The organism is Kordia sp., assembly GCF_965283645.1.
In the GTDB taxonomy this organism is placed as follows: Bacteria; Bacteroidota; Bacteroidia; order Flavobacteriales; family Flavobacteriaceae; genus Kordia.
Window position 1 is genome coordinate 772,682 of record NZ_CBDIPG010000001.1, and the last position, 20,180, is coordinate 792,861.

The 20,180-nt window shown below is 33.0% G+C and carries 17 protein-coding genes; 3 read left to right on the forward strand and 14 right to left on the reverse strand.

Features of this window, described 5'->3' with window-relative positions:
- Positions 1–118: 118 nt before the first annotated feature.
- The 3 genes from ACQ654_RS03110 to ACQ654_RS03120 all read left to right on the forward strand — a co-directional run bounded on the left by ACQ654_RS03110 (position 119) and on the right by ACQ654_RS03120 (position 1,309).
- Positions 119–787 (forward strand): hypothetical protein, encoded by a 669-nt coding sequence (locus ACQ654_RS03110; protein ID WP_430408852.1) that lies wholly within the window; start codon positions 119–121, stop codon positions 785–787.
- A gap of 79 nt (positions 788–866) precedes the next feature.
- Positions 867–1,052 (forward strand): ATP-grasp domain-containing protein, encoded by a 186-nt coding sequence (locus ACQ654_RS03115; RefSeq protein WP_430408853.1) that lies wholly within the window; start codon positions 867–869, stop codon positions 1,050–1,052.
- 95 nt (positions 1,053–1,147) lie between these two features.
- A complete protein-coding gene (locus ACQ654_RS03120) occupies positions 1,148–1,309 on the forward strand; it encodes a hypothetical protein (RefSeq protein ID WP_430408854.1) in 162 nt (53 codons plus the stop codon).
- Between the two features lie 190 nt (positions 1,310–1,499).
- Here the strand turns inward: ACQ654_RS03120 and pabB are convergent, their stop codons facing one another.
- The 14 genes from pabB to ACQ654_RS03190 all read right to left on the reverse strand — a co-directional run bounded on the left by pabB (position 1,500) and on the right by ACQ654_RS03190 (position 20,109).
- Positions 1,500–2,810 carry an aminodeoxychorismate synthase component I gene (pabB, locus tag ACQ654_RS03125; protein ID WP_430408855.1) on the reverse strand — a complete coding sequence of 437 codons (1,311 nt, stop codon included), beginning with the start codon at positions 2,808–2,810 and terminating at the stop codon, positions 1,500–1,502.
- 136 nt (positions 2,811–2,946) lie between these two features.
- On the reverse strand, positions 2,947–3,963 hold the full coding sequence (locus tag ACQ654_RS03130) for a hypothetical protein (RefSeq protein WP_430408856.1): 1,017 nt from the start codon (positions 3,961–3,963) through the stop codon (positions 2,947–2,949).
- 107 nt (positions 3,964–4,070) lie between these two features.
- Positions 4,071–4,631, reverse strand: coding sequence for a hypothetical protein (locus ACQ654_RS03135; RefSeq protein ID WP_430408857.1), 561 nt, complete (start codon positions 4,629–4,631; stop codon positions 4,071–4,073).
- Positions 4,632–4,789: 158 nt separating this feature from the next.
- Positions 4,790–5,560: a hypothetical protein gene (locus ACQ654_RS03140; protein ID WP_430408858.1), complete on the reverse strand. Its 771-nt coding sequence runs from the start codon at positions 5,558–5,560 to the stop codon at positions 4,790–4,792.
- Between the two features lie 9 nt (positions 5,561–5,569).
- Positions 5,570–7,003 (reverse strand): DUF5916 domain-containing protein, encoded by a 1,434-nt coding sequence (locus ACQ654_RS03145; RefSeq protein WP_430408859.1) that lies wholly within the window; start codon positions 7,001–7,003, stop codon positions 5,570–5,572.
- A complete protein-coding gene (locus tag ACQ654_RS03150) occupies positions 7,000–8,427 on the reverse strand; it encodes a DUF3526 domain-containing protein (protein WP_430408860.1) in 1,428 nt (475 codons plus the stop codon). Before ACQ654_RS03150 ends, ACQ654_RS03145 begins: the two co-directional genes overlap by 4 nt.
- Before the next feature lie 2 nt (positions 8,428–8,429).
- Complete coding sequence (locus ACQ654_RS03155; protein WP_430408861.1) at positions 8,430–9,836, reverse strand: ABC transporter permease; 1,407 nt, start codon at positions 9,834–9,836, stop codon at positions 8,430–8,432.
- Entirely contained in the window at positions 9,833–10,549 is a 717-nt protein-coding gene (locus tag ACQ654_RS03160; protein WP_430408862.1) for an ABC transporter ATP-binding protein, read from the reverse strand. The genes ACQ654_RS03155 and ACQ654_RS03160 overlap by 4 nt, the downstream gene beginning before the upstream one ends.
- A gap of 666 nt (positions 10,550–11,215) precedes the next feature.
- Complete coding sequence (locus ACQ654_RS03165; RefSeq protein WP_430408863.1) at positions 11,216–13,486, reverse strand: aconitate hydratase; 2,271 nt, start codon at positions 13,484–13,486, stop codon at positions 11,216–11,218.
- A 336-nt stretch (positions 13,487–13,822) separates the two neighbouring features.
- On the reverse strand, positions 13,823–14,761 hold the full coding sequence (locus tag ACQ654_RS03170; RefSeq protein ID WP_430408864.1) for a DUF6438 domain-containing protein: 939 nt from the start codon (positions 14,759–14,761) through the stop codon (positions 13,823–13,825).
- Between the two features lie 126 nt (positions 14,762–14,887).
- On the reverse strand, positions 14,888–15,841 hold the full coding sequence (locus ACQ654_RS03175) for an AAA family ATPase (protein ID WP_430408865.1): 954 nt from the start codon (positions 15,839–15,841) through the stop codon (positions 14,888–14,890).
- Positions 15,842–15,848: 7 nt separating this feature from the next.
- On the reverse strand, positions 15,849–17,267 hold the full coding sequence (locus ACQ654_RS03180) for a peptidylprolyl isomerase (RefSeq protein WP_430408866.1): 1,419 nt from the start codon (positions 17,265–17,267) through the stop codon (positions 15,849–15,851).
- 1 nt (position 17,268) lies between these two features.
- Positions 17,269–18,117 carry a peptidyl-prolyl cis-trans isomerase gene (locus ACQ654_RS03185; protein WP_430408867.1) on the reverse strand — a complete coding sequence of 283 codons (849 nt, stop codon included), beginning with the start codon at positions 18,115–18,117 and terminating at the stop codon, positions 17,269–17,271.
- Positions 18,118–18,123: 6 nt separating this feature from the next.
- Positions 18,124–20,109 (reverse strand): peptidylprolyl isomerase, encoded by a 1,986-nt coding sequence (locus ACQ654_RS03190; protein WP_430408868.1) that lies wholly within the window; start codon positions 20,107–20,109, stop codon positions 18,124–18,126.
- Positions 20,110–20,180 lie beyond the last annotated feature (71 nt).

Genomic DNA, 20,180 nt, shown 5'->3' on the forward strand with positions numbered 1-20,180 from the left:
TTTAAGTTTTTACGTAAACAAATTGCTTGGAAAACCATTATCTATTATTATTTATTAAATTCGTGAACGATCAAATACGGAACGATGTTTGTGAGATTATTACAAAACATTTAAACCTATGCGAATTCATTTTACCATTACTTTACTCTTTTTTATGTTATTGACAGCTATCAGTTGTCAAAAGACAGTCGATACTACAGAAGAAAAGACTGTACAGCTTATTGAAAATAATTTTGGTCTGTATACAACAGAACATAATAGTTTGAGTGTAGAATTACAACTAGATCAGTTTGATGACTTTGACGCGTTAATCAAACGAACGGAAGCTATTGCTTGTAATGATAGTTTGCCCAAAATTACGTTGAAGCATGAAAACGAATTGAAAAATATTTATTTACGAAATCCGTGTTGGAAAAATTATGCGTGTATTTTGATTAAACAAAAAAATATCATTGAAATTCATAACGATACCATTAATAAGTTGGATGAACATTTTTATCCATTGGATAGTTTAGCGAATGTTTTACGTAGAGATTTAGAAAATAACGGGCAAAATCCTAATTTATGTGAGAGTCCTGAGAAGTTGCTAATTTATATTTCGTATGATGAAAACGGTATAGAAAAACTACCAAAAACCCTGAATTTACTCACGCAAACGTACAAAGAGATTGCTGGAAATACGAATTTGAAAATTTGGCTACATAAACGAATACTTATTTCTCCACCACCACCAATGCCGCCTGAACCTGATAAAATTGAATTGATTAAAGATGCTATTATAAATTAATTATGAGAATTATTTATTGTGATAGCGTATTCGATAATAAACTGATGGAACTCGATTATGAAGCCGAATAAAAAGTGGCATGCCGATAACGAAAGAATTCAGAATCTTTTTTGCGAACAAAAACATTGTAAAAGTCTTTAATTATTGGGATGAAGGAATCTATGGAGACACAAAATCTCAACTTGATCATTTTTTAGAAATTGCACAACATATTGATCGTAATTTCTTTACTATGGACGTTGCTAAAAAGAAAAATGGCGATTGAATTATAATGAAACTTTGTGACGGACAAGTTACTGGATTACCTGATAATGCTGATAAAAACGAATTTTACAGGAATCTGAAAGAAAATATACACTAATGAATTTAAAAACAATTCATACACATTTGGCAAATCAATGGATTCGAATTAACGGAATCAGCAATAAAATTAAAAAAGGACTCACTGATTTTGAAGTTGAAAACCTTTTTGGTTATGTTTACATTGATCATACGGCTGGTGTAACGTTAGAAATTGTATAGTTTATTGATGTAGAAAACGAAAAAATAGTAGTGAAAGATTCTCCTATTGAGAATGAACAATATATTGTTGGTCTTATAAATATTGAAACAGCATCAATTACGGCTACAAAGCCAACAAATTCAGCTAATAAACCTTGGTAGAAATTTTGGTAAAACTATCCTATTGAAAATTTATATTGACAACCTACTTTTACAACTCCAACGCTTCTCGCATGGCTTTGGCTTTTATCAAGCATTCTTCATATTCTTTTTCAGGAATTGATTTTGCCGTAATAGCGCCACCAACCGAATACGAAACATATTTTTTGCTACTATTATACAAAATAGAACGAATGACAACGTTGAAATCGAAATTATTTTCAGGTGTAAAATAGCCAATAGCGCCCGAATAGATACCGCGTTTGGTTTCTTCTAAATTTTCAATGATTTTCATGGCTGAAATTTTTGGTGCGCCTGTCATGCTTCCCATTGGAAAAGTTGTTTGTAAAATTTCTACAAGATTTTGCGTTTCCGAAACTTCCGAAGTTACCGTAGAAATCATTTGATGCACTTGATCAAACGTGTATATTTTACAGAGTTCTTCTACTTTTACACTTCCTTTTTTTGCTGTTTTCGCCAAATCATTTCTGACCAAATCTACAATCATTACATTCTCTGCACGTTCTTTTTCATCATTTTGCAAATCTGTTGCAAGTTTCTGATCTTCAATAGGATTGCTCACACGTTTTGCCGTTCCTTTTATAGGTTGTGACGTAATTTTAGTCCCGTTTTTCTTGATGTAACGTTCTGGCGAAGCCGATAAAATGTATTTATCACTCAATCGCATATAGGTTGCAAATGGTGGCTTAGAAATGGCGTTTAAATGTGCATAAGTTGATACTGGATCAATCGTAGCATTTTCGGCATAAAATTCTTGACAAAAGTTAGCTTCGTAGATATCTCCACGATGAATATGTGCTAATACTGCATTTACTTTTTCGTGATATTCGTCTTTGTGAATGCGTAATTTTATTTTAGGTCGATTTTCTTTATTTAATGTTTTATTTGTAAATATTTCAAGATCGATTTTTGTGTTTAAAATTGCTTCAACATCTTCCTCTAATTCATCATCAACAGCGCGTAAATACTGAACTTCTAATGTATTTCCTTTTAGAAAGAATAATTTTTTAGGTTGAAAGAAATACAATTCAGGAAATTCCAAACCATCATGATTTTGAGAGACTAAATTTTCCACATCATTTTTTAAATCATACGATAGATAGCCAAAAATCCAATCGTTTGTAGTGCGTTGGTATTCGTCTAATTTCTGAAAACCCTGTACGTGATCGGTTTGTAATACCGTAAATGCATCTACGGCTAAAATGGCGTCAAATTCGCTATATTTTTGTTGGTAATTATTAGAATCTAACCATACAATTTCATGATATTGCTGACTCCATAACAACAGTTGTTGTTTGATATGTTCCGTACTTTCTAGGGAAATTTTTAACGTGACTCTCAAGAATTCAAGTTTAAGTTGCTAATTTCTTAATTAAAGATCGTTTTGCCAAATGTTCCGTAGGTTTTCGGACTTGAACTCTATTTTGACTGTACTCAGTCCTCTCTTTTGGGTTTTAGATAATTAATTCAGAATTAATTTAATCACGTTTCTGCTTTGTTATATACTGTTTTTCAAGTTCCTTAAAGATATCTTTCAACTTATATGTAACTTTCTCATTTTCAATAGTTATTGTAATTTTTTCATCTTTAATTACAGACGTTTCTTTTTCATCATCAATACTTGAAAGGTCATATTTTAATCGTCCACAAATACCCGTTTCTATATTTATGACAAATAGTTTGTATTCTCCAGTTGGAGGTAAGTCTTGTTTTATGAGTAGATACTTACCCAAAAGCTTTGCCATGCTTATCGATTCCCATCGTAATTTTTCAGGTGCACCAGTTATGGAAACGTCACTTATAAATACCCATTTATGAGTTGTTCCTTTTTTTACTAAAATACCATGAGATGTGTGATAGATTTGGTAAAGATTGTTACTGCTTGAAAGTTGCAAACTATCTCCTGCTCTATTTCTATAATGATTGTGTGCATAATACGTTAAAAATCCTTTGGCGTCCTTTTTATGTAACCGTTTTGGAGCTTCATAAGAAGTATCATATAATTGAGTTAGTGTGTCACCTTTAACTTCAATGTAATAATTACTTGGATATTCAAATTTATGATGTTTCCAATTATTTTTAGGATCAATAATTAAATCAAAGAAAGTATTATTTTCTAGCTTTTTGTTAGCGTATGCACTTTTAATAATCCACTCTAATGAAGCGTCTGGCGTGTTTCTTTTTTCAGGAAGTAATTCCGCTTTAAGCACATCCAAAAAAGGTTGATTCTCAGTTTTAGCAAGTGCTGGCGGTATGAGTACTGTTCTTTTTATTTCACAAAAACAGCCATCATTTGTAAGTTGAAAGTGTTCGTTAGTTTTTCCATTTACAATTTGAACATATCTTCCTCCAAAACCACTTCCACCTTCGTAAAAGGTCTTTAGTGTATCAATTACTTTATCATTATTAAAATCATTCACACTAACTTTAATAGTACGTTGTCCAAGAACTTGATAAGAGATTAAAAAAAGTAATATCGTTAGTATCTTTTGCATAGTATATGACGTGTCCGTGAATGGTTAATTACGTTGAATTAGTCTAAGCTAGTAAAAGAAAAATCAATTATTGATTTAATGATAAAGATATTTCATCAAAAATAATTTTACTGTCCGTATATAACCGCTAATAGTAACGGAATTGTAATTAGAATAGAAATTATAGCTGGTTTAATCCAACTTCTTTTTCGGTGTTTAAATTCTTTTCCAATAAATTGATTCCAAAAGTATTCTGTTAGAATCATTCCTCCTACAATATTTATAATTATGACAATATTACTTTTGCTATTTAATAGATTGATTAATACAAGAGTTGCTATCGTATATAGTATTCCGAAGATTAGTACTTGAATTCGCCCTTTCGGGTTATTCATTTGTTTTATATTATACATTAGTAAAACAGCTCCAAAAATGGTTGAAAACAATCCAGAAAAAACCATGATTACACGTTTTGAATGTAGTTCAGGTGCCGTTGGATCATCAGTAATATTATTTTTCTTTTTTTCTTCTTCAATTATCTTTCGCTGTGCAACTACTTTTCTCTTCTTTGTTGTTTGAATTTCGTTTTCTATAGCTTCTAATTTCGGAGTTTCTTTATTTTCTAAAATATTTGCTAACTCAGCGTCAGTCTTACTTTGGAATTTTTCAATGTATTTATTATCATTCATTTTTCTTAAGTGTATCGCAACTTTTATGTAATTGGAGTTTTGTTTGTTTTCGTATCACTAAACTCACTATATTTCTTTAAAATTTAGCGTTGCTTAAAACTATTATAATCTTCTCTAAGATCAAAATAATTGGTGCAATTTTATATGTATCTACTATTTTAAAATTGTTTTAGAAAAGTAATTTTACTGATAAATTGTCGTGTTTGTTGCATGGGATCAAATACATCGGTTTGTATATCATTAAATACCAAATAGATGAATGATAACGGCATGTATTCCCAACTCAATCGTAAGTTCCAACGTCCTTGTTCATCAAAACTATTGTATTGATAGAAACTTGAAAACTGTACTATAGGATTTAGTGCTAAGCGCAAGTTGGCAGTATATAAATCAGTATTTAAACTTTCATTTTGAATTCCTAAACTATTGATGTTATTATGTTCATAATTCGCTGTAAAAGAAACATTTGGAAACGGTGCATACCGTACACTTGCGCTTAGTGTATTACGAGTTCCATTGTAAAAATTTCCAAAATCATAGCTGGCTGAAGCAGATAGTTTTTTAGATTGATCTGTATTATATCGCGTTAAAAAACGAGTATATTTATAATTATCTTCTCCAATTGCAATTCCCAAAGGCGCAAAATTGAAGTTTATATTTTGCCAAGTAGGCGTAAATGAAGCTTCAAAAAAGCTATTGTCCTTAAACCACATAAATATTGGAAATATATAAATACTTGCTTGCTGAAAATTTCCAAAGTCTTTTAAGTCATGGTAATAGTTTACAAAAGCACCAGGATCCCATCTTCGTATGAATGGCAATGATTTTGGGCGTAAAATTGCATAACCACCTGGACTGTGATACATGAGGTTTTTTTGAAATACAAATCCCATGTCGGGCGTATAATCTTCACTAATAAATATATTCACATAGCCCATTTAATAATCATTAGTACGTTTTCCTGGAAAGATACGTCCTGAATATCCTAAGCCGCCAATTTCGCTATCTATAGAAGTTGATAATAGATAGGAAATTGTTACTTCACTTTGCGGACGAATTAAGCCATCTACCGTAACGGTAGTATTGTTAGAATTGTCTATACTTAATGTACCAAAACGATCGTCTAAACGAGATGTGAGCATGACTCCAAAATTGTTTTCCTTTCCGTAATTTTGTGTGTAACGCGCAACTCCAAAGGTGCTTCCGCCAGATTCATCTGTTTTCCGTTGACGTACAGCCATGGCCGCAATAGTGCGTTTTTCATCACGATTTGTATAGCGCGCTCCAAAATCTAATGGTGCTGCTTGCGCATTAAAACTGTTGTCCAAACCAATGGTACGACTGAAAAAAGGTTTGAGTTGCGAATTGTCGCTTCCCGCCCAAATACCAGAGTTTTCTAAGAAAAATTGACGTCGTTCAGGAAAGAAGATATTAAATCGTTCTAAGTTATTAACTGCTCTATCTACATCCGCTTGCGCAAAATCTGTATTAATCGTCAAATCCAATACTGTTTCTGGATTGATTACCCATTTTACATCTCCACCAATTTTGGGCTCACTTAATTTATCTGTTACCGTAGCACCTGCTTTATTTTCATCATATTGATACAATGCATATGGTTCTACTCTAATGTTTGCAGATGGTGGCGGCACTTCAAGACCTGTAAGTTTGGCGGCATATGTCATCCTATTTTCTGAGAAAGATTGTGGTATCGCTGGAAACACTGTCTTTTCAAAATCTTTTCGCGCCAATCTGTAAAAGGTAATTCCCCAAGATACTGGCTTTCCATCTACAGGCTTGTCATATCTAATTGATTTGAATGGAATGGCAAATTCTATAGAATATCCTTCATCGGTTCGCTGTGTTCGTACATTCCACAACGCATTCCAATTGGTATCTGTAATTCGATCGTTAAAACTTTGCAAGTCCAACTGATTTCCAAAAGGCGTCGTTTGAAATGATACTGCATATTGTTTGGTGTTTTGTGCATCTATTTGTACGCCAAAAACATCATTCTCACTTCTGTTAAAGTCTCTCCGAAGGTCTTGCATCCGAATTCCTTTTTTCCCTAAAGAATCTTTAGCAATGATTCCAATGTATAAATTTTTATCATCAAAAAGTATCCGAACACTTGTTGGATTTTTAATCGTCTCTCCTTGTACAGGTTCTACCTTAAAAAAACGTGTAATAACTTCTGCGTTTTGCCATTGTGGTTCGTCTAAACGTCCATCTAAAATAATTTTATTCGTTGTTTTAGTTGCCTTTATTTCCACAGGAACGTCTGGTGGAGGAAAGTTTGTATCATTTCTTTCTTGTGCTTGTAAAAAGTTTACAAAGAACACAAAAAGCAGTATTAGTATTGGTTTTATCATGATGTTGTACTATGTATCTGTTGCTTTATTCGCTTTAGTACAAATACTAAGAGCACGATAACAAAACTCAGTGCTAACAATCCTAAAATTCTAAGATTGCTTGTATTTTGCATGTATTTATATTCAAATGAAGGAAGGTTTTTATAATCACTCTTCTTAAATTTTTCATTTTTGAACAAGTAGGGAATGAAAAAGTCTCGCCATTCTTGTGCAAATTCCAAGCTTTGATATCTAAATGCTTGGTAATCTTTTTCAGAAGTTCCTGCCAAATTGTTCAATGCATTTTGAATGGTTAATGCTGGAGATAACCAACTGAATGTATGTGCCCATTGTTGCTGATTGTCTATTTGTGTTTCAAATTTTTCAACAACAGGACGTAATTCCTCTTTTACCAAATTCTGTGTTGCCATGTATCTGTGGTAAAAGTTTCGTGTTTGGGTACTATCATTAATTGCATATTCAGGATGATCTCTTAAATAATTATCCAGAATTTCATCTTGCTTTTTAGTAGCTTCTGCTTTCAAGGTTCGCATTTGATTGAGCATTAACGTACGTGAAGGCATAGGATATACGGAATTGCTCATTTGATTTAAAATTGAAGGCGATAACAATACGAAAAAGACCCAAAAACCGATTAGTGCTATAGCATTTTTAGCAGAACTATGAATCCAAATATTGGTCGCAAATGCCAATACAAACCAAAATAGAGTGTATACGATTATGTATGCTAAAAGTGTTGCAAATGCTGTCCAATTTTCCATTAAATTGAATGAAAAAATGATAAATACGACTACAAGTGTAATGCTGATACATACGAGTAACCAAAAAAAGCGAAGTGCTAATTTTTGTAATACCCAAGTTCGGATGAGAATAGGCTGCGAAGCTAAGAGTTTTAACGTGCCACTTTCTCGTTCGGAGGCAAGTACATTAAAAGAGAACGCAATAATTAATAATGGTAATAAGTAAATAATGACAAAAGCCAAATCAAAACTTCCAAAAAGTAATTGTATCGGACTTGTCATTTCGGTATAATTCATGGAAAGATCGTCACCTGCAACTGTAGGTTTTACATAATGTGCAAACAAATCTGATTGTCCTGTTGCAATAAAAGCCGTTGGTTTTGCTGGCATGTTTACTACTCTTGGCAATAAATTTCCAATCACAATTGGTCGCGAAGGAATTAACCATCTTGATTTATTTACTTTAAATCCTTTAGCTATAGAATCTAATACTTTTAAAGTTTCTGTTTCCTTTGCTTTAAACTCTGAAATAGCAGTAGTAATGTTCTGTTTGCGTGCATCTACTTTTTGAATTCCGTTATACACGGCAAATCCAAATAGTAATAGTAGAAGAATGGTAAGTAATTGAATCCATCTATTACGAATTAATAACAACCATTCATATTTAAAATTATAGTATAGCATTTTTACAATGATTTAGTAGTGAAAAACAAAAGGGTAAAGGAACCTGCTAACCAAACAATCATGATTATGACACTTGACGTATTGGTTTCGATAGTTTCTGATAATGATGGCAGCTCGTATTCAAATTTTGGCATTTGTTTCCAAAAATCAGCATCCGCTTTAAAACTCCAATCTCCATATTTTGATTCTTTCGCAAAATGATCGTTGAGAAATTTTTGACTTTCAATTCGATAGTTTTCAGCTGCATCTGAAAAATCCCAATGTGTATTGTAATCGGTTTTAGCGATAGCCATACTTAAAAATCGTGTAGGCAAGTATGGCGAAATAGCCGCTAATTTTTGATAAATTCCACTTTGATTTACATATTGAGTTTTTAGATACGCATAATGTTTTGCGTAAATTTCTGCTTCGTGTTCTTCTCCTTTTTGCATTCGATAGCCATCGTAATTAAAAGGTAATTGGCTCAAGCTGTCCACTCCGTATTCTTTTAACGTTTCCTTTTCGAGTTCTTTGGCGGCTTCACTCCAAGGATTATGACCGTCTAAACCTTGTTTTTTGTCATTAGTCACATTTGCACTAAATTCTTGTCGTGTAGGATACGGATATGAATATTCTGCAATATTACTCGCCGCTTTTGGCAATACTAAACAAATTAAAATCCAAAAACTTAATGATAGTACTAAGGCTATTCCAGATTTATGTACAGATGCAGATATAATTAATACTAGATTGATAAAAATGGCATAATAGATTAAATAAGTTAGAAATAAAGTCCACAGAGAACGCCAACTAAATACACCAAAATCATGCAAATTAGATAGTAGCAATCCTGTAATTAGGAACAGTACAGCTAATAGCACAAGTACTGGTAAAAAAATAGCCAACCATTTTCCTGAAACAATTTTCCAACCTACAGCACCTTGACTGTTTAATAGTGTAAGTGTTCCGCTTTCTTTTTCTTTCGTAATACTATTGTAAGCTATTAGGATAAGAAGTAATGGAATAATGAATAATAGAATAAAATCAGGAGTTAAATCGCCAAAACGTGCCAATCCTGTTTGGTCTGAAGCCGCGATAAATTGCGCTTCATTTCGTCTATGTGCTTCTAAAAAGATGGAAGTTCCTGTATATTTATCTACACCATGATCTATGAGTGATAAGGGATATTTAGGTTTAAAAGCATAGGTGCCATAATGTGCCGCTGAATGCGGATTTTTTTCTCCTTGATTGTCCCAAACTTCTCGTTCATTAGCACTCGCTTCAATATATTGTTCATTTACAGTATTGTAATGTTTTGTACTGATTATCACCGCAACCGCAGTTAATAATAAAACGATGATAAAGGCAATTCTAACGCGACCGTCGCGCCACAATTCTTTTGTTTCTTTTTTAAATGTGTGTAATATCATGACTTTAGCGAATTATAAGACATGGTTTCTAAATAACTATCTTCCAATTCCTTTAAGGAAAGTTCTTCTACTGCCCATTGTTGTTTCAATTGTCCGTCTTTCATCACTCCAATAGTAGTTGCTACTTCTTTTGCTCTAAACAAATCGTGAGTTGCCATCAAAGTTGCCACTCCTTTTTGTCGTAGTTTTTGTAATAATTGCCCAAATTCATTGCTTGCTTTTGGATCTAATCCTGAAGTAGGTTCATCCAACAGCAATACTTTTGCATCTTTTGCCAACGCAATTGCTATACCTACTTTTTGCCGCATTCCTTTGGAGTATTTAGCCACTGATTTGTGAAATGCAGTTGTTTGTAATCCTGCCTCAATTAAAAATGCTTCCAATTCATCTTTTTTAAAGTTTTTATTGGCGATTCCTGAGAAGTAATCTAAATTTTCTATAGCACTCAAACTTGGATATAACATCAAATTTTCTGGAATATATGCCAAGTAATTTTTTGTCAATTTAGGTTGTGCTACCACATCAATATCATTAATAAAGGCATTGCCCGAAGTAGGTTTTATAAATCCTAATAACAAATTTATTGTGGTTGTTTTCCCAGCTCCGTTTGCTCCTAAAAGGCAGTAAATTTCTCCTTCTTTTACTTCTAAATTCAAGGTATCTAAGGCTGTGAGATCTCCATAGATTTTGGTTAAATTTTGTATACGTATCATCGATTTTAATATTATATAATTATATATTTTTACCATATCATACTGTAATTCAGCATAATACAATTAATAGAATGTATTGAAATTGAATAAGGAATTGTAAGTAACAGACGGTAACAAATACATAGTATTGTATTTCACAATAGTTATATTGCAAATACATTACTTATTTGAACTGTGTTTTTAAAAAATAAAGTCTTCCTTATTTTACGCCTTTGAAGGTGGTGGCTTATTGAAGAATTGATCCGAAGTGTAGATACTAATTACTGGACTAGTATATAATAATATTACGGGTTTGTGAAAATTAACTACTAATGAATTTGAACTATCATACACATACGCATGGTAATCAAATGTTTTATTTTTGTTTGAATCAAGAATCAAAAAACAATCTTCACAATCAGCAATATCGTCATGAGAGAACGTGTGCGAAATTGCATGTGAAAAGCCCAACTTTAGTAAAACAAAGATGGAAAGTAACACAATACTCTTTAGTATAGGTATGTTTGTTTTTTGAAACATCTCTCAAAATTAATTAAAAAAATATAAAAAAGTGTTAATACTACTTATCAATGTATTGTACTCTTCTCGTTTAAAGAATTTTAAGCACAAAAAAAGCCCTAAACGTTTCCGTCTAAGGCTTTTATATATTAAAACAAGTTACTTGAATTAAGCGTTGTTTTCTTTTTTGATTAAGTTTAAAGCAGAACCTTCATTGTACCAGTCAATCTGACTTTGGTTGTAGGTATGGTTTGCTACGATAATATCTTTGCTTCCATCCGCATGAACTGCTTCAATTGTTAATGGTTTTCCTGGTGCAAATTCGTTTAGGTCTAAGAAGTTGAAGGTGTCATCTTCTTGGATTAAATCGTAATCACTTTCATTCGCAAACGTTAATCCTAACATTCCTTGTTTTTTCAAGTTTGTTTCATGGATACGTGCAAACGATTTTACAATAACTGCCGCTACACCTAAGTGTCTTGGTTGCATTGCCGCGTGCTCACGTGAAGATCCTTCTCCGTAATTGTGATCTCCAACTACAATTGTTTTGATTCCTGCCGCTTTGTATGTTCTTTGCGTTTTTGGAACAGCATCGTATTCACCATTTAACTGACTTTTTACAAAGTTAGTTTTCATGTTGAATGCATTTACAGCTCCAATTAACGTATTGTTTGCAATATTGTCCAAATGTCCACGGAAGCGTAACCAAGGTCCAGCCATAGAAATATGATCAGTAGTACATTTTCCGTGTGCTTTTATTAATAGTTTTGCACCTGTAATGCTTCCGCCTAATGGTACAAAAGGTGTTAACAATTGTAAACGTTCTGAATCCTCTTTTACAGTAACTTGTACATGGCTTCCGTCTTCTTCTGGCGCTAAGTATCCGTTATCTTTTACTTCAAAACCTTTTGGAGGTAATTCCCATCCTGTTGGTTCGTCTAACATTACTTCTTCTCCGTTTTCATTGATCAGTTTGTCAGTAATTGGATTGAAGTCTAAACGTCCTGCTATTGCAATTGCCGCAGTAATTTCTGGAGACGCTACAAAAGCATGTGTATTTGGGTTACCATCTGCACGCTTTGCAAAGTTTCTATTGAATGAGTGAACAATACTGTTTTTTGGTGCGTTTTTCGGGTCTGAATAACGTGCCCATTGTCCAATACATGGTCCACAAGCATTGGTGAATATTTTAGCGTCTAATTTTTCGAATATTTGAAGAATTCCGTCACGTTCTGCTGTGTAACGTACTTGTTCTGAGCCTGGATTGATTCCTAATTCAGACTTCATTTTTAAGCCTTTGTCTAAAGCTTGCTGTGCAACAGAAGATGCTCTTGATAAATCTTCGTATGAAGAGTTTGTACAAGAACCAATTAATCCCCATTCTACTTGTATTGGCCAATCTTTTTCTTGTGCTCTTGCTGTCATTTCTGAACCAACAGTTGTAGATAAATCTGGCGTAAATGGTCCGTTTAATAATGGGCCAAGCTCTGATAAGTTAATTTCAATAACTTGATCAAAATATTGCTCTGGATTTGCATATACTTCAGCATCACCAGTTAAATAGTCTTTCACTTCATTTGCAGCATCTGCAACATCACTTCTGTCTGTAGCACGTAAGTAACGCTCCATAGATTCGTCGTATCCAAAAGTTGAAGTTGTTGCTCCAATTTCAGCTCCCATATTACAAATTGTTCCTTTACCTGTACAAGACATTGATACAGCGCCAGGTCCAAAATATTCTACGATAGCGCCTGTTCCTCCTTTTGCAGAAACAATGCCAGCTACTTTTAAGATTACGTCTTTTGGTGCTGCCCAACCTGAAATTTTTCCAGTTAGTTTTACACCAATTAGTTTCGGAAATTTTAATTCCCAAGGCATTCCAGCCATTACATCAACTGCATCTGCTCCACCAACTCCAATGGCAACCATTCCTAATCCACCTGCATTTACAGTGTGTGAATCGGTTCCAATCATCATTCCACCAGGAAAAGCATAGTTTTCTAATACTACTTGGTGAATGATTCCTGCGCCTGGCTTCCAAAATCCGATACCATATTTGTTTGATACTGACTCTAAAAAATTGAATACTTCACTACTGTTGTTCATTGCAGCTTGTAAATCACTAGTTGCTCCAACTTTCGCTTGGATTAAGTGATCACAATGTACGGTAGTTGGAACTGCTACTTTAGTTTTTCCTGCTTGCATGAATTGCAATAATGCCATTTGTGCAGTTGCATCTTGACAAGCAATACGATCTGGAGCAAAGTCTACATAGTCTTTTCCTCTAACGAAAGCTTTGTCAGCCATTCCATCCCATAAATGCGAATAAAGTATTTTTTCTGAAAGTGTTAATGGTTTACCAGTAATTTCGCGTGCTTTGTCTACACGTTCCACTATTGTTTCGTAAACCTTTTTTATCATATCAATATCGAAGGCCATATGTTCGTTTTTTTTGTGTTTTGAAAGTCTTGCGAAATTACGAAATTATCTTGATTTTTAAAAATCAACAGTATAACATTATTTTATGGAAATTATTTTTAGCTAATATTCGATTTTGTTGAGGAAAATTTAAAATAATGATCTAAAGAGACACTAAATTACGAATTTATCAATACAGGCGTTTTAAATTTCGATATTCTCAAAACTTACTAAATTTTAGTTGGTTTTTTTAATTATAAAAAAGGTATAACTGTGAATTTATTGTAGAAATTTATGTTTAAAATTGATGGATTCGGTATTTTTATGTTGAGAATACATATTAAAACCTTTTACAGTTTATTTTATATTAGCACTTATTTCTAGAAGCTTTTTGTAGATCACACGAAGATTGTATGTACCGAAACGTCCGTAATCATAAATTTCTTTTACATCGCCGTTTTTGAAGGTGACTTTGAGATTTGCCGCTGGATTGTCTGTCACGTTTATGCTGTAACTATCTTTTAGGCTTTTTACGTCTGTATATTCAATGAGACCAAACAACGCTTCTACTTCTTCTGAACTTATTTTCAGTTTTTTTCGACCTTTGAAATTTGTAGATCGCTTCCCATGATATTCTAGATTTCCGTCAGAAGTTATTTTTAATTCAAAAACTGGACAGCTTCCAAAACAAGGCGTTGCTTCAAAATGAATTTCTTCTATTTCGTTTTTAAATTTTTCCTTGCTCTTGTTATATTTTAAAAACGTTCCATATTTCACTTCCAAAGTATCTACACGATATTGAATGTCACGAATTACCTCAACCATTTTATTTGTTTTTCGATCATAAACGACATCTTTTTGATTTTTTTGTGTGATAATGTTTTCATGATTTGTAACATCAAACGCAGAAACTTTACTTGTTCGAATAAAAATAATTTTATCATTAATTTTCCCCATCGATATGGATCGCAGCGGTTGATCTTCGTCTTCAAGTAGTTTTATTTCTTCATAAGTATTATTTCCTTTGTTTCGAATGAATATTAAAATACCCACATAATCTATACACAAATCCGTAAAGCCATCGTTATCCAAATCTACTTTTTGAACAACTTCATTAAAATCTTCGGTATCAATTTCATTTTCACCTTCAAAAAATGACTCAAAAGTATATTCCTTGCTTATTTCTTTTTCGAGGAATGTGCCTACTTCTTTAAATGTTTTCAGGTTTTCAATAGTTTGTGCGCAAGTAATTCCTGAAGTAAAAAATAGTAGTATTAACAGAATTACTTTCTTCATTTGATTGCTTTTGTTTGTAATGTACAACGAACAATAGCTTTTTAAAAATTTAATTTAAATACTTAAACAAAAAAATCACAAACTTTCGCTTGTGATTTTTTATATAATTTTAAAATATGTTTTCTTTTAGAATAAACTTTCAATAATTTTTTCTATCGTAATTCCTTCCGCTTCTGCTTTGTAATTTCGAATAACTCTGTGTGATAAGATTCCAATTGCAACCGCTTGTACATCTTCAATGTCTGGAGAAAATTTCCCTTTGATTGCTGCGTTTGCTTTAGCAGCTAAGATTAAGTTTTGCGAAGCTCTTGGTCCTGCGCCCCAATCTACGTATTGTTTTACTAAGTCAGTTGCACTTTCTTCTTTCGGGCGTGTTTTTGAAACTAATCGTACCGCATATTCTATGACATTATCTGCTACAGGAATTTTACGAATTAGTTGTTGAATGGCAATGATTTCTTCCGCATTGAACAATGGCTTTACAGATGCTTCAACATTTGTAGTGGTAGCTTTTACGACTTGTACTTCTTCTGCAAACGTTGGATATGTTAAGTGAATAGCAAACATGAAACGGTCCAATTGTGCTTCTGGTAACGGATACGTTCCTTCTTGCTCTATTGGGTTTTGCGTTGCTAATACAAAGTATGGTAAATCGAGTTTGTAGTGATGTCCTGCAACAGTTACCGCGCGTTCTTGCATGGCTTCTAGTAAAGCGGCTTGCGTTTTTGGCGGTGTACGGTTGATTTCATCAGCCAGAATTATGTTTGCAAATATTGGTCCTTTGATAAATTTGAAATTACGTGATTCATCTAAGATTTCACTTCCCAAAATATCACTTGGCATTAAATCTGGTGTAAATTGTATACGTTTAAAATCTAACCCTAATGTCGTTGCAATGGTATTCACCATTAATGTTTTTGCTAATCCAGGAACACCAATCAATAATGCATGTCCACCAGAAAATATAGAAAGTAATATTTGATCTATTACAGTTTCTTGACCAACAATAATTTTCGCGATTTCGTTCTTGAGAACCTTGTGTTTTTTTACAAGGTTTTCAATAGCAGCAACATCTGACATAGGCTTTTTATTTTTTTAACCAGTTATTTTGAAATTCACAATCACGATTACCTTTGTTTACGTTTATGTACGTATCCTCAATTTTTTGGGTAATCCACTTTTCAACTTCTTTTAACTGCTTTTCTTTAAGTGCTAAACTTTTAATTTTGATGTAATCTTTAGAATAATCAGCTACGTGTTCTTCGTAACGGTTGGTTACTTTTAAAAGTTTGTATCGTTTTTGACCTGTGCGTGTTTCATCTATTAAAGGAATTGAGATTTCGTCTCCTTTTAATGGTTCTATTTGAGAATATTGTTCAGGATCCATTTTTGTAAGTTCAAAATGTGTTCCTAATGTTGCAGGGTTGATTAATTTTCCTCCATTGTTTCGTGTTTCTTTATCATCTGAAAACGAACGTGCCGCTTCATCAAAAGTAAGTTCTCCTGCTAAGATACGTTGACGTAAAGTATCTATTTGTTTACGAGCATCATCCAGTTTTTTGTTTGTAATTTCTGGAATTAATAAGATGTGACGTACATCTCTTTCTTGTCCACGTACTTTGTCAATTTTTACAATATGCCATCCAAATTCTGTTTCGAAAGGATCCGAAACTTCACCTTCTTGTAAGGTGTATGACATGTCTTTGAATTCTTTTGCCAATGGCATTCTTTTCGTGATAGACATAAATCCACCTTGACGACCTGACGCTCTATCTTTGGAATATAGAATGGCTTTTGTTCCAAAACTTGCACCTGCTTCTACATCTGCTTTGATTCCTTTTAATTTGTCAATAACTTTCTTTACAGCTTCATCGGAAGGTTTTGGAGCAATAATAATTTGAGCAACTTCTAGTTCAATTCCAATTCTTGGACGCTGATCTGCTGGAATTTTTTCAAAAAACTGACGTACTTCTTCTGGCGTGATTTCTACATCACCAACCACTTTCGATTGCATACGTTGTGTTAAGATGTTTTCTTTCGTAATTTTCATTAATTGTTGGCGTAATGAAGATTCATCCTCCATAGCGTAGAATTTTAATAATTCTTTCATTCCGCCTGTTTGTTGGCTAAAATATTCAATTTGTTGATTTACACGGTCTCTAACTTCTCCTGGCTGAACGTCAACACTATCTTGTACCGCTTGATGTGCGTACAATTTGTCTTCCATTAACTTCCCAAGTAGTTTACATCTTGTTAATCCTTCTATAGAAGTTCCTCGTTGTCTTAAATCTAAAAATGTTTTATCTATATCCGATTCTAATATTACATAATCACCAACTACCGCGGCTACACCGTCAATTTTGACACGCTTTGAAGTCGTTTCTGTAGAATCGTTTACTTTTGCTTTGGCCTTGATCATTGATGATTCAGTAACCATTTCCTCTTGTGCTTGTGCTTGCATTCCTATTCCCACAAGCAATACTAACAAGTATATACTTTTCTTCATTTTAATTGTAAATTTCAAACTGTTTTCGCTTAACTGCATCTTTTGTGATGTCTTTTTCTAATTTTCTGATAAATTCAAGCTTGCGCTTGTTGAGAATGATTTGTTGTACTGTAGGACGCACATACGCTAGTGGCGCAATGTCGTTTCTACCTATCATATCTTCAATTCGCACCAAATATAGTCCTATTGAATCTTCTATTTTAGAAAATTGTGATTTTTTTAAGTATTTATCCTTGTTTTCGTTGGTTATAACAGGAATTTTATTAAACACTTGCGTCGCTTTTACCCAGATTGAATCGTTTAATGAGTAGTTGTTAAATTGAATGGCCAAAGAGTCCAAAATAATTTTATCTTCTGAATCAAAACGTTCAAAACGTTCGGTAATTTCTTTTATGTTTGAGTTGTCTTTGTTGATGCTGATGTAACGTAGTTTGAGTAATTCTTCATTGAGTTTAAAATTCTCTTTGTTCGTATCGTAATACGCCGCTTCGTCAAACCCAGTTACTGTTGTATCAATTGTTTTTTTAACAACAGCTTCTTTGTAAGCTTCAACATATAAACCTTTGCGATATTCTTCAACAAGTTCGTCAAAAGCCGTTTGCTTTTCTTGTGGTAAGTTTATTTTTGCACGTTGTATAAATAGTTGTTGTGTAGCCCAACGATTGATATAGTTGGTTACAATGATTGTGCTATCTTCTTTAGAGGTATTTTCAGAAAGCAATGGAGTTATATCTGTTTTGTACAGATAATTTTCGCCAACTCTGGCAATAGGTTCTCCATCTTGCGACGACTGAAAGTATTCGCAAGAACAACACAATATGATACTAATAATGGCTATTAATTTTCTCAATATGTATTATTTAACGAGTTTTTCTAGTTTTCTGTATACTTTTTTGTTGATTTCTACTTTGTAATTTTCTTTGAGCGTTTTTATCCATTCTTTTTCAAGATGCACTTGGTAATCGCTTATGACTTTTCCTTTGATTTCAGAGAGTTCTTTGTAACTAGCTGGAATGATTTCGTTTACTTTTACGATAGTGAAATCACTTTGTTCATCACTTAGAACATCCGAAACACCTTTTTCAAACTTAAATCCTTCAGGAAGATTTCTGTGTCCTTTTTCAAAAGTTCCCATCGTAAAGATTACGTTTACTTTTGATTCTTTATTAACTGTTTTTTTGATTTCATCAAGTGGTTTTCCTTCTTTTAATAATTGTTGTACTTGATCTGCAACTTTTTCAACTGTACACGAAGCAATTACCGCTTCTACTCTATCTTTCCATTTGTAATTTTCTTTGTTGGCATTGTAAAACGATTCCAAACCAATTGTATCTTTTTTCGCTTTGTCCCAAATTTGCTTTTCCATTAAATCGAATAATAGCAAACCGTCTCTATATTCTCCATAGATTGCCGCAAATTCTTCGTTTACATTTTCTAAATCATTTTCATAGAATGACAATAGTTTACCATCCATATATTCAGTAAAAGAGCTATTGATAAATCCTTTTGGATCACTGTTCTTTTGCATCATGCGAGCTTTATTTTTTAATAAATACGTAGCAAATTCATTGTATGTAAACTTGGTATCGTTTATTTGAAATAGTGTTTTGTTTAAGAATGCACTGTCTGTTGGTTTTTGCCAAGAACGCGTAAAAAAGTTGTCCGCCATTGCAATTGTATGAAAATCTTCTCTAAGCGTTGGATTTTCAGTAATTGTATACATTTTTTTAATCTTCTTTATCACAGAAGTGTTGATTACATTGGCTCTTTTATCTTTTTTGATGCGTCGCTCAAGATTGTATTTTTCTTTTTCAAAAGTATTTTGAGCATGTTTTGAGATCAATTTTACAATATGCCATCCAAATTCCGATTTGAACGGTTTTGATATTTCATTCACTTCTTTTAATGAAAACGCTACATCTTCAAATTCTTTTGAACGCAAACGACCACGACCAAATTTTGGCAATTTCCCATTGTTTACTCCAGAACTTCTGTCTTCCGAGTATTTTTTTGCCATCGCTCCAAAATCGCTTCCTGAAGTTATTTGTGAATAAATATCTTTTATTTTCTGAGCAGGATCTTCCTTGTTTTCATCATTTTCTTTGTCTAATAATAAAATATGCGCAACGGTTACTTCGCCAGCATTTTCGCGAACATCAGTCACTTTTATAATATGGTAACCATATTGCGTACGAACTGGCATTGAAATTTCTCCTTTTTTGGTATTGAATGCCGCAGACTCAAACGGATACACCATTCTAAATGCTGAAAAATATCCTAAATTCCCTTTGTTTCCTGGCGTTCGTTGATTTCCTTTTGCAGAAGGATCATCTGAATTTTGAGCAGCAACTTCTCCAAAATCAGCACCATCAAGTATTGATTTGCGTAAATTCATAATTTTTTCATACGCTACCAAGGTGTCCGCAGGCGAAGCATTAGGAGAAACTTTAATGAGTATATGACTTGCTTTTACTTCCGTTTTTAAACGATCGTACGCTTCTTTCACCAATTGTTCGGTAGCGTTATTATCTGTTAAATAATTTGTAGAAAGTTGTTTTTTGTAGCCTGCTAATTCTTTCTTGTAGCTTTCTTTTTCGTCTAAATTTAAATTTTTAGCTTCTTTCAGCTTCAATTTATATTCGACAAACAAATCAAAGTATTCTTCAATATCTTTTTGATCTTTTTCATCAATGATGTCAAGGTTCTTTTTATAAACTCTAGAAAATTCAGAAACGTACGTTGGTTCACCTTCAATAGTAAATAATACTTTATCTTTTTTTGATTGCGCAAAGCTTGTCAACGAAACCAACAGAATAAGAAATAATTGTATGCTATTTTTCATTATCATTTTTTTGAGAAAGACAAAAATAATAATTCAACGATATTTCACAACAAATAACTACATGGATATTG

Excerpts from the sequence above, each read along its gene's own strand:
- ACQ654_RS03110 (WP_430408852.1), top strand. The coding sequence starts at position 119 with ATGCGAATTCATTTTACCATTACTTTACTCTTTTTTATGTTATTGACA.
- ACQ654_RS03115 (WP_430408853.1), top strand. The coding sequence starts at position 867 with ATGCCGATAACGAAAGAATTCAGAATCTTTTTTGCGAACAAAAACATT.
- ACQ654_RS03120 (WP_430408854.1), top strand. The coding sequence starts at position 1,148 with ATGAATTTAAAAACAATTCATACACATTTGGCAAATCAATGGATTCGA.
- ACQ654_RS03130 (WP_430408856.1), bottom strand. The coding sequence starts at position 3,963 with ATGCAAAAGATACTAACGATATTACTTTTTTTAATCTCTTATCAAGTT.
- ACQ654_RS03135 (WP_430408857.1), bottom strand. The coding sequence starts at position 4,631 with ATGAATGATAATAAATACATTGAAAAATTCCAAAGTAAGACTGACGCT.
- ACQ654_RS03145 (WP_430408859.1), bottom strand. The coding sequence starts at position 7,003 with ATGATAAAACCAATACTAATACTGCTTTTTGTGTTCTTTGTAAACTTT.
- ACQ654_RS03150 (WP_430408860.1), bottom strand. The coding sequence starts at position 8,427 with ATGCTATACTATAATTTTAAATATGAATGGTTGTTATTAATTCGTAAT.
- ACQ654_RS03155 (WP_430408861.1), bottom strand. The coding sequence starts at position 9,836 with ATGATATTACACACATTTAAAAAAGAAACAAAAGAATTGTGGCGCGAC.
- ACQ654_RS03160 (WP_430408862.1), bottom strand. The coding sequence starts at position 10,549 with ATGATACGTATACAAAATTTAACCAAAATCTATGGAGATCTCACAGCC.
- ACQ654_RS03165 (WP_430408863.1), bottom strand. The coding sequence starts at position 13,486 with ATGGCCTTCGATATTGATATGATAAAAAAGGTTTACGAAACAATAGTG.
- ACQ654_RS03170 (WP_430408864.1), bottom strand. The coding sequence starts at position 14,761 with ATGAAGAAAGTAATTCTGTTAATACTACTATTTTTTACTTCAGGAATT.
- ACQ654_RS03175 (WP_430408865.1), bottom strand. The coding sequence starts at position 15,841 with ATGTCAGATGTTGCTGCTATTGAAAACCTTGTAAAAAAACACAAGGTT.
- ACQ654_RS03180 (WP_430408866.1), bottom strand. The coding sequence starts at position 17,267 with ATGAAGAAAAGTATATACTTGTTAGTATTGCTTGTGGGAATAGGAATG.
- ACQ654_RS03190 (WP_430408868.1), bottom strand. The coding sequence starts at position 20,109 with ATGAAAAATAGCATACAATTATTTCTTATTCTGTTGGTTTCGTTGACA.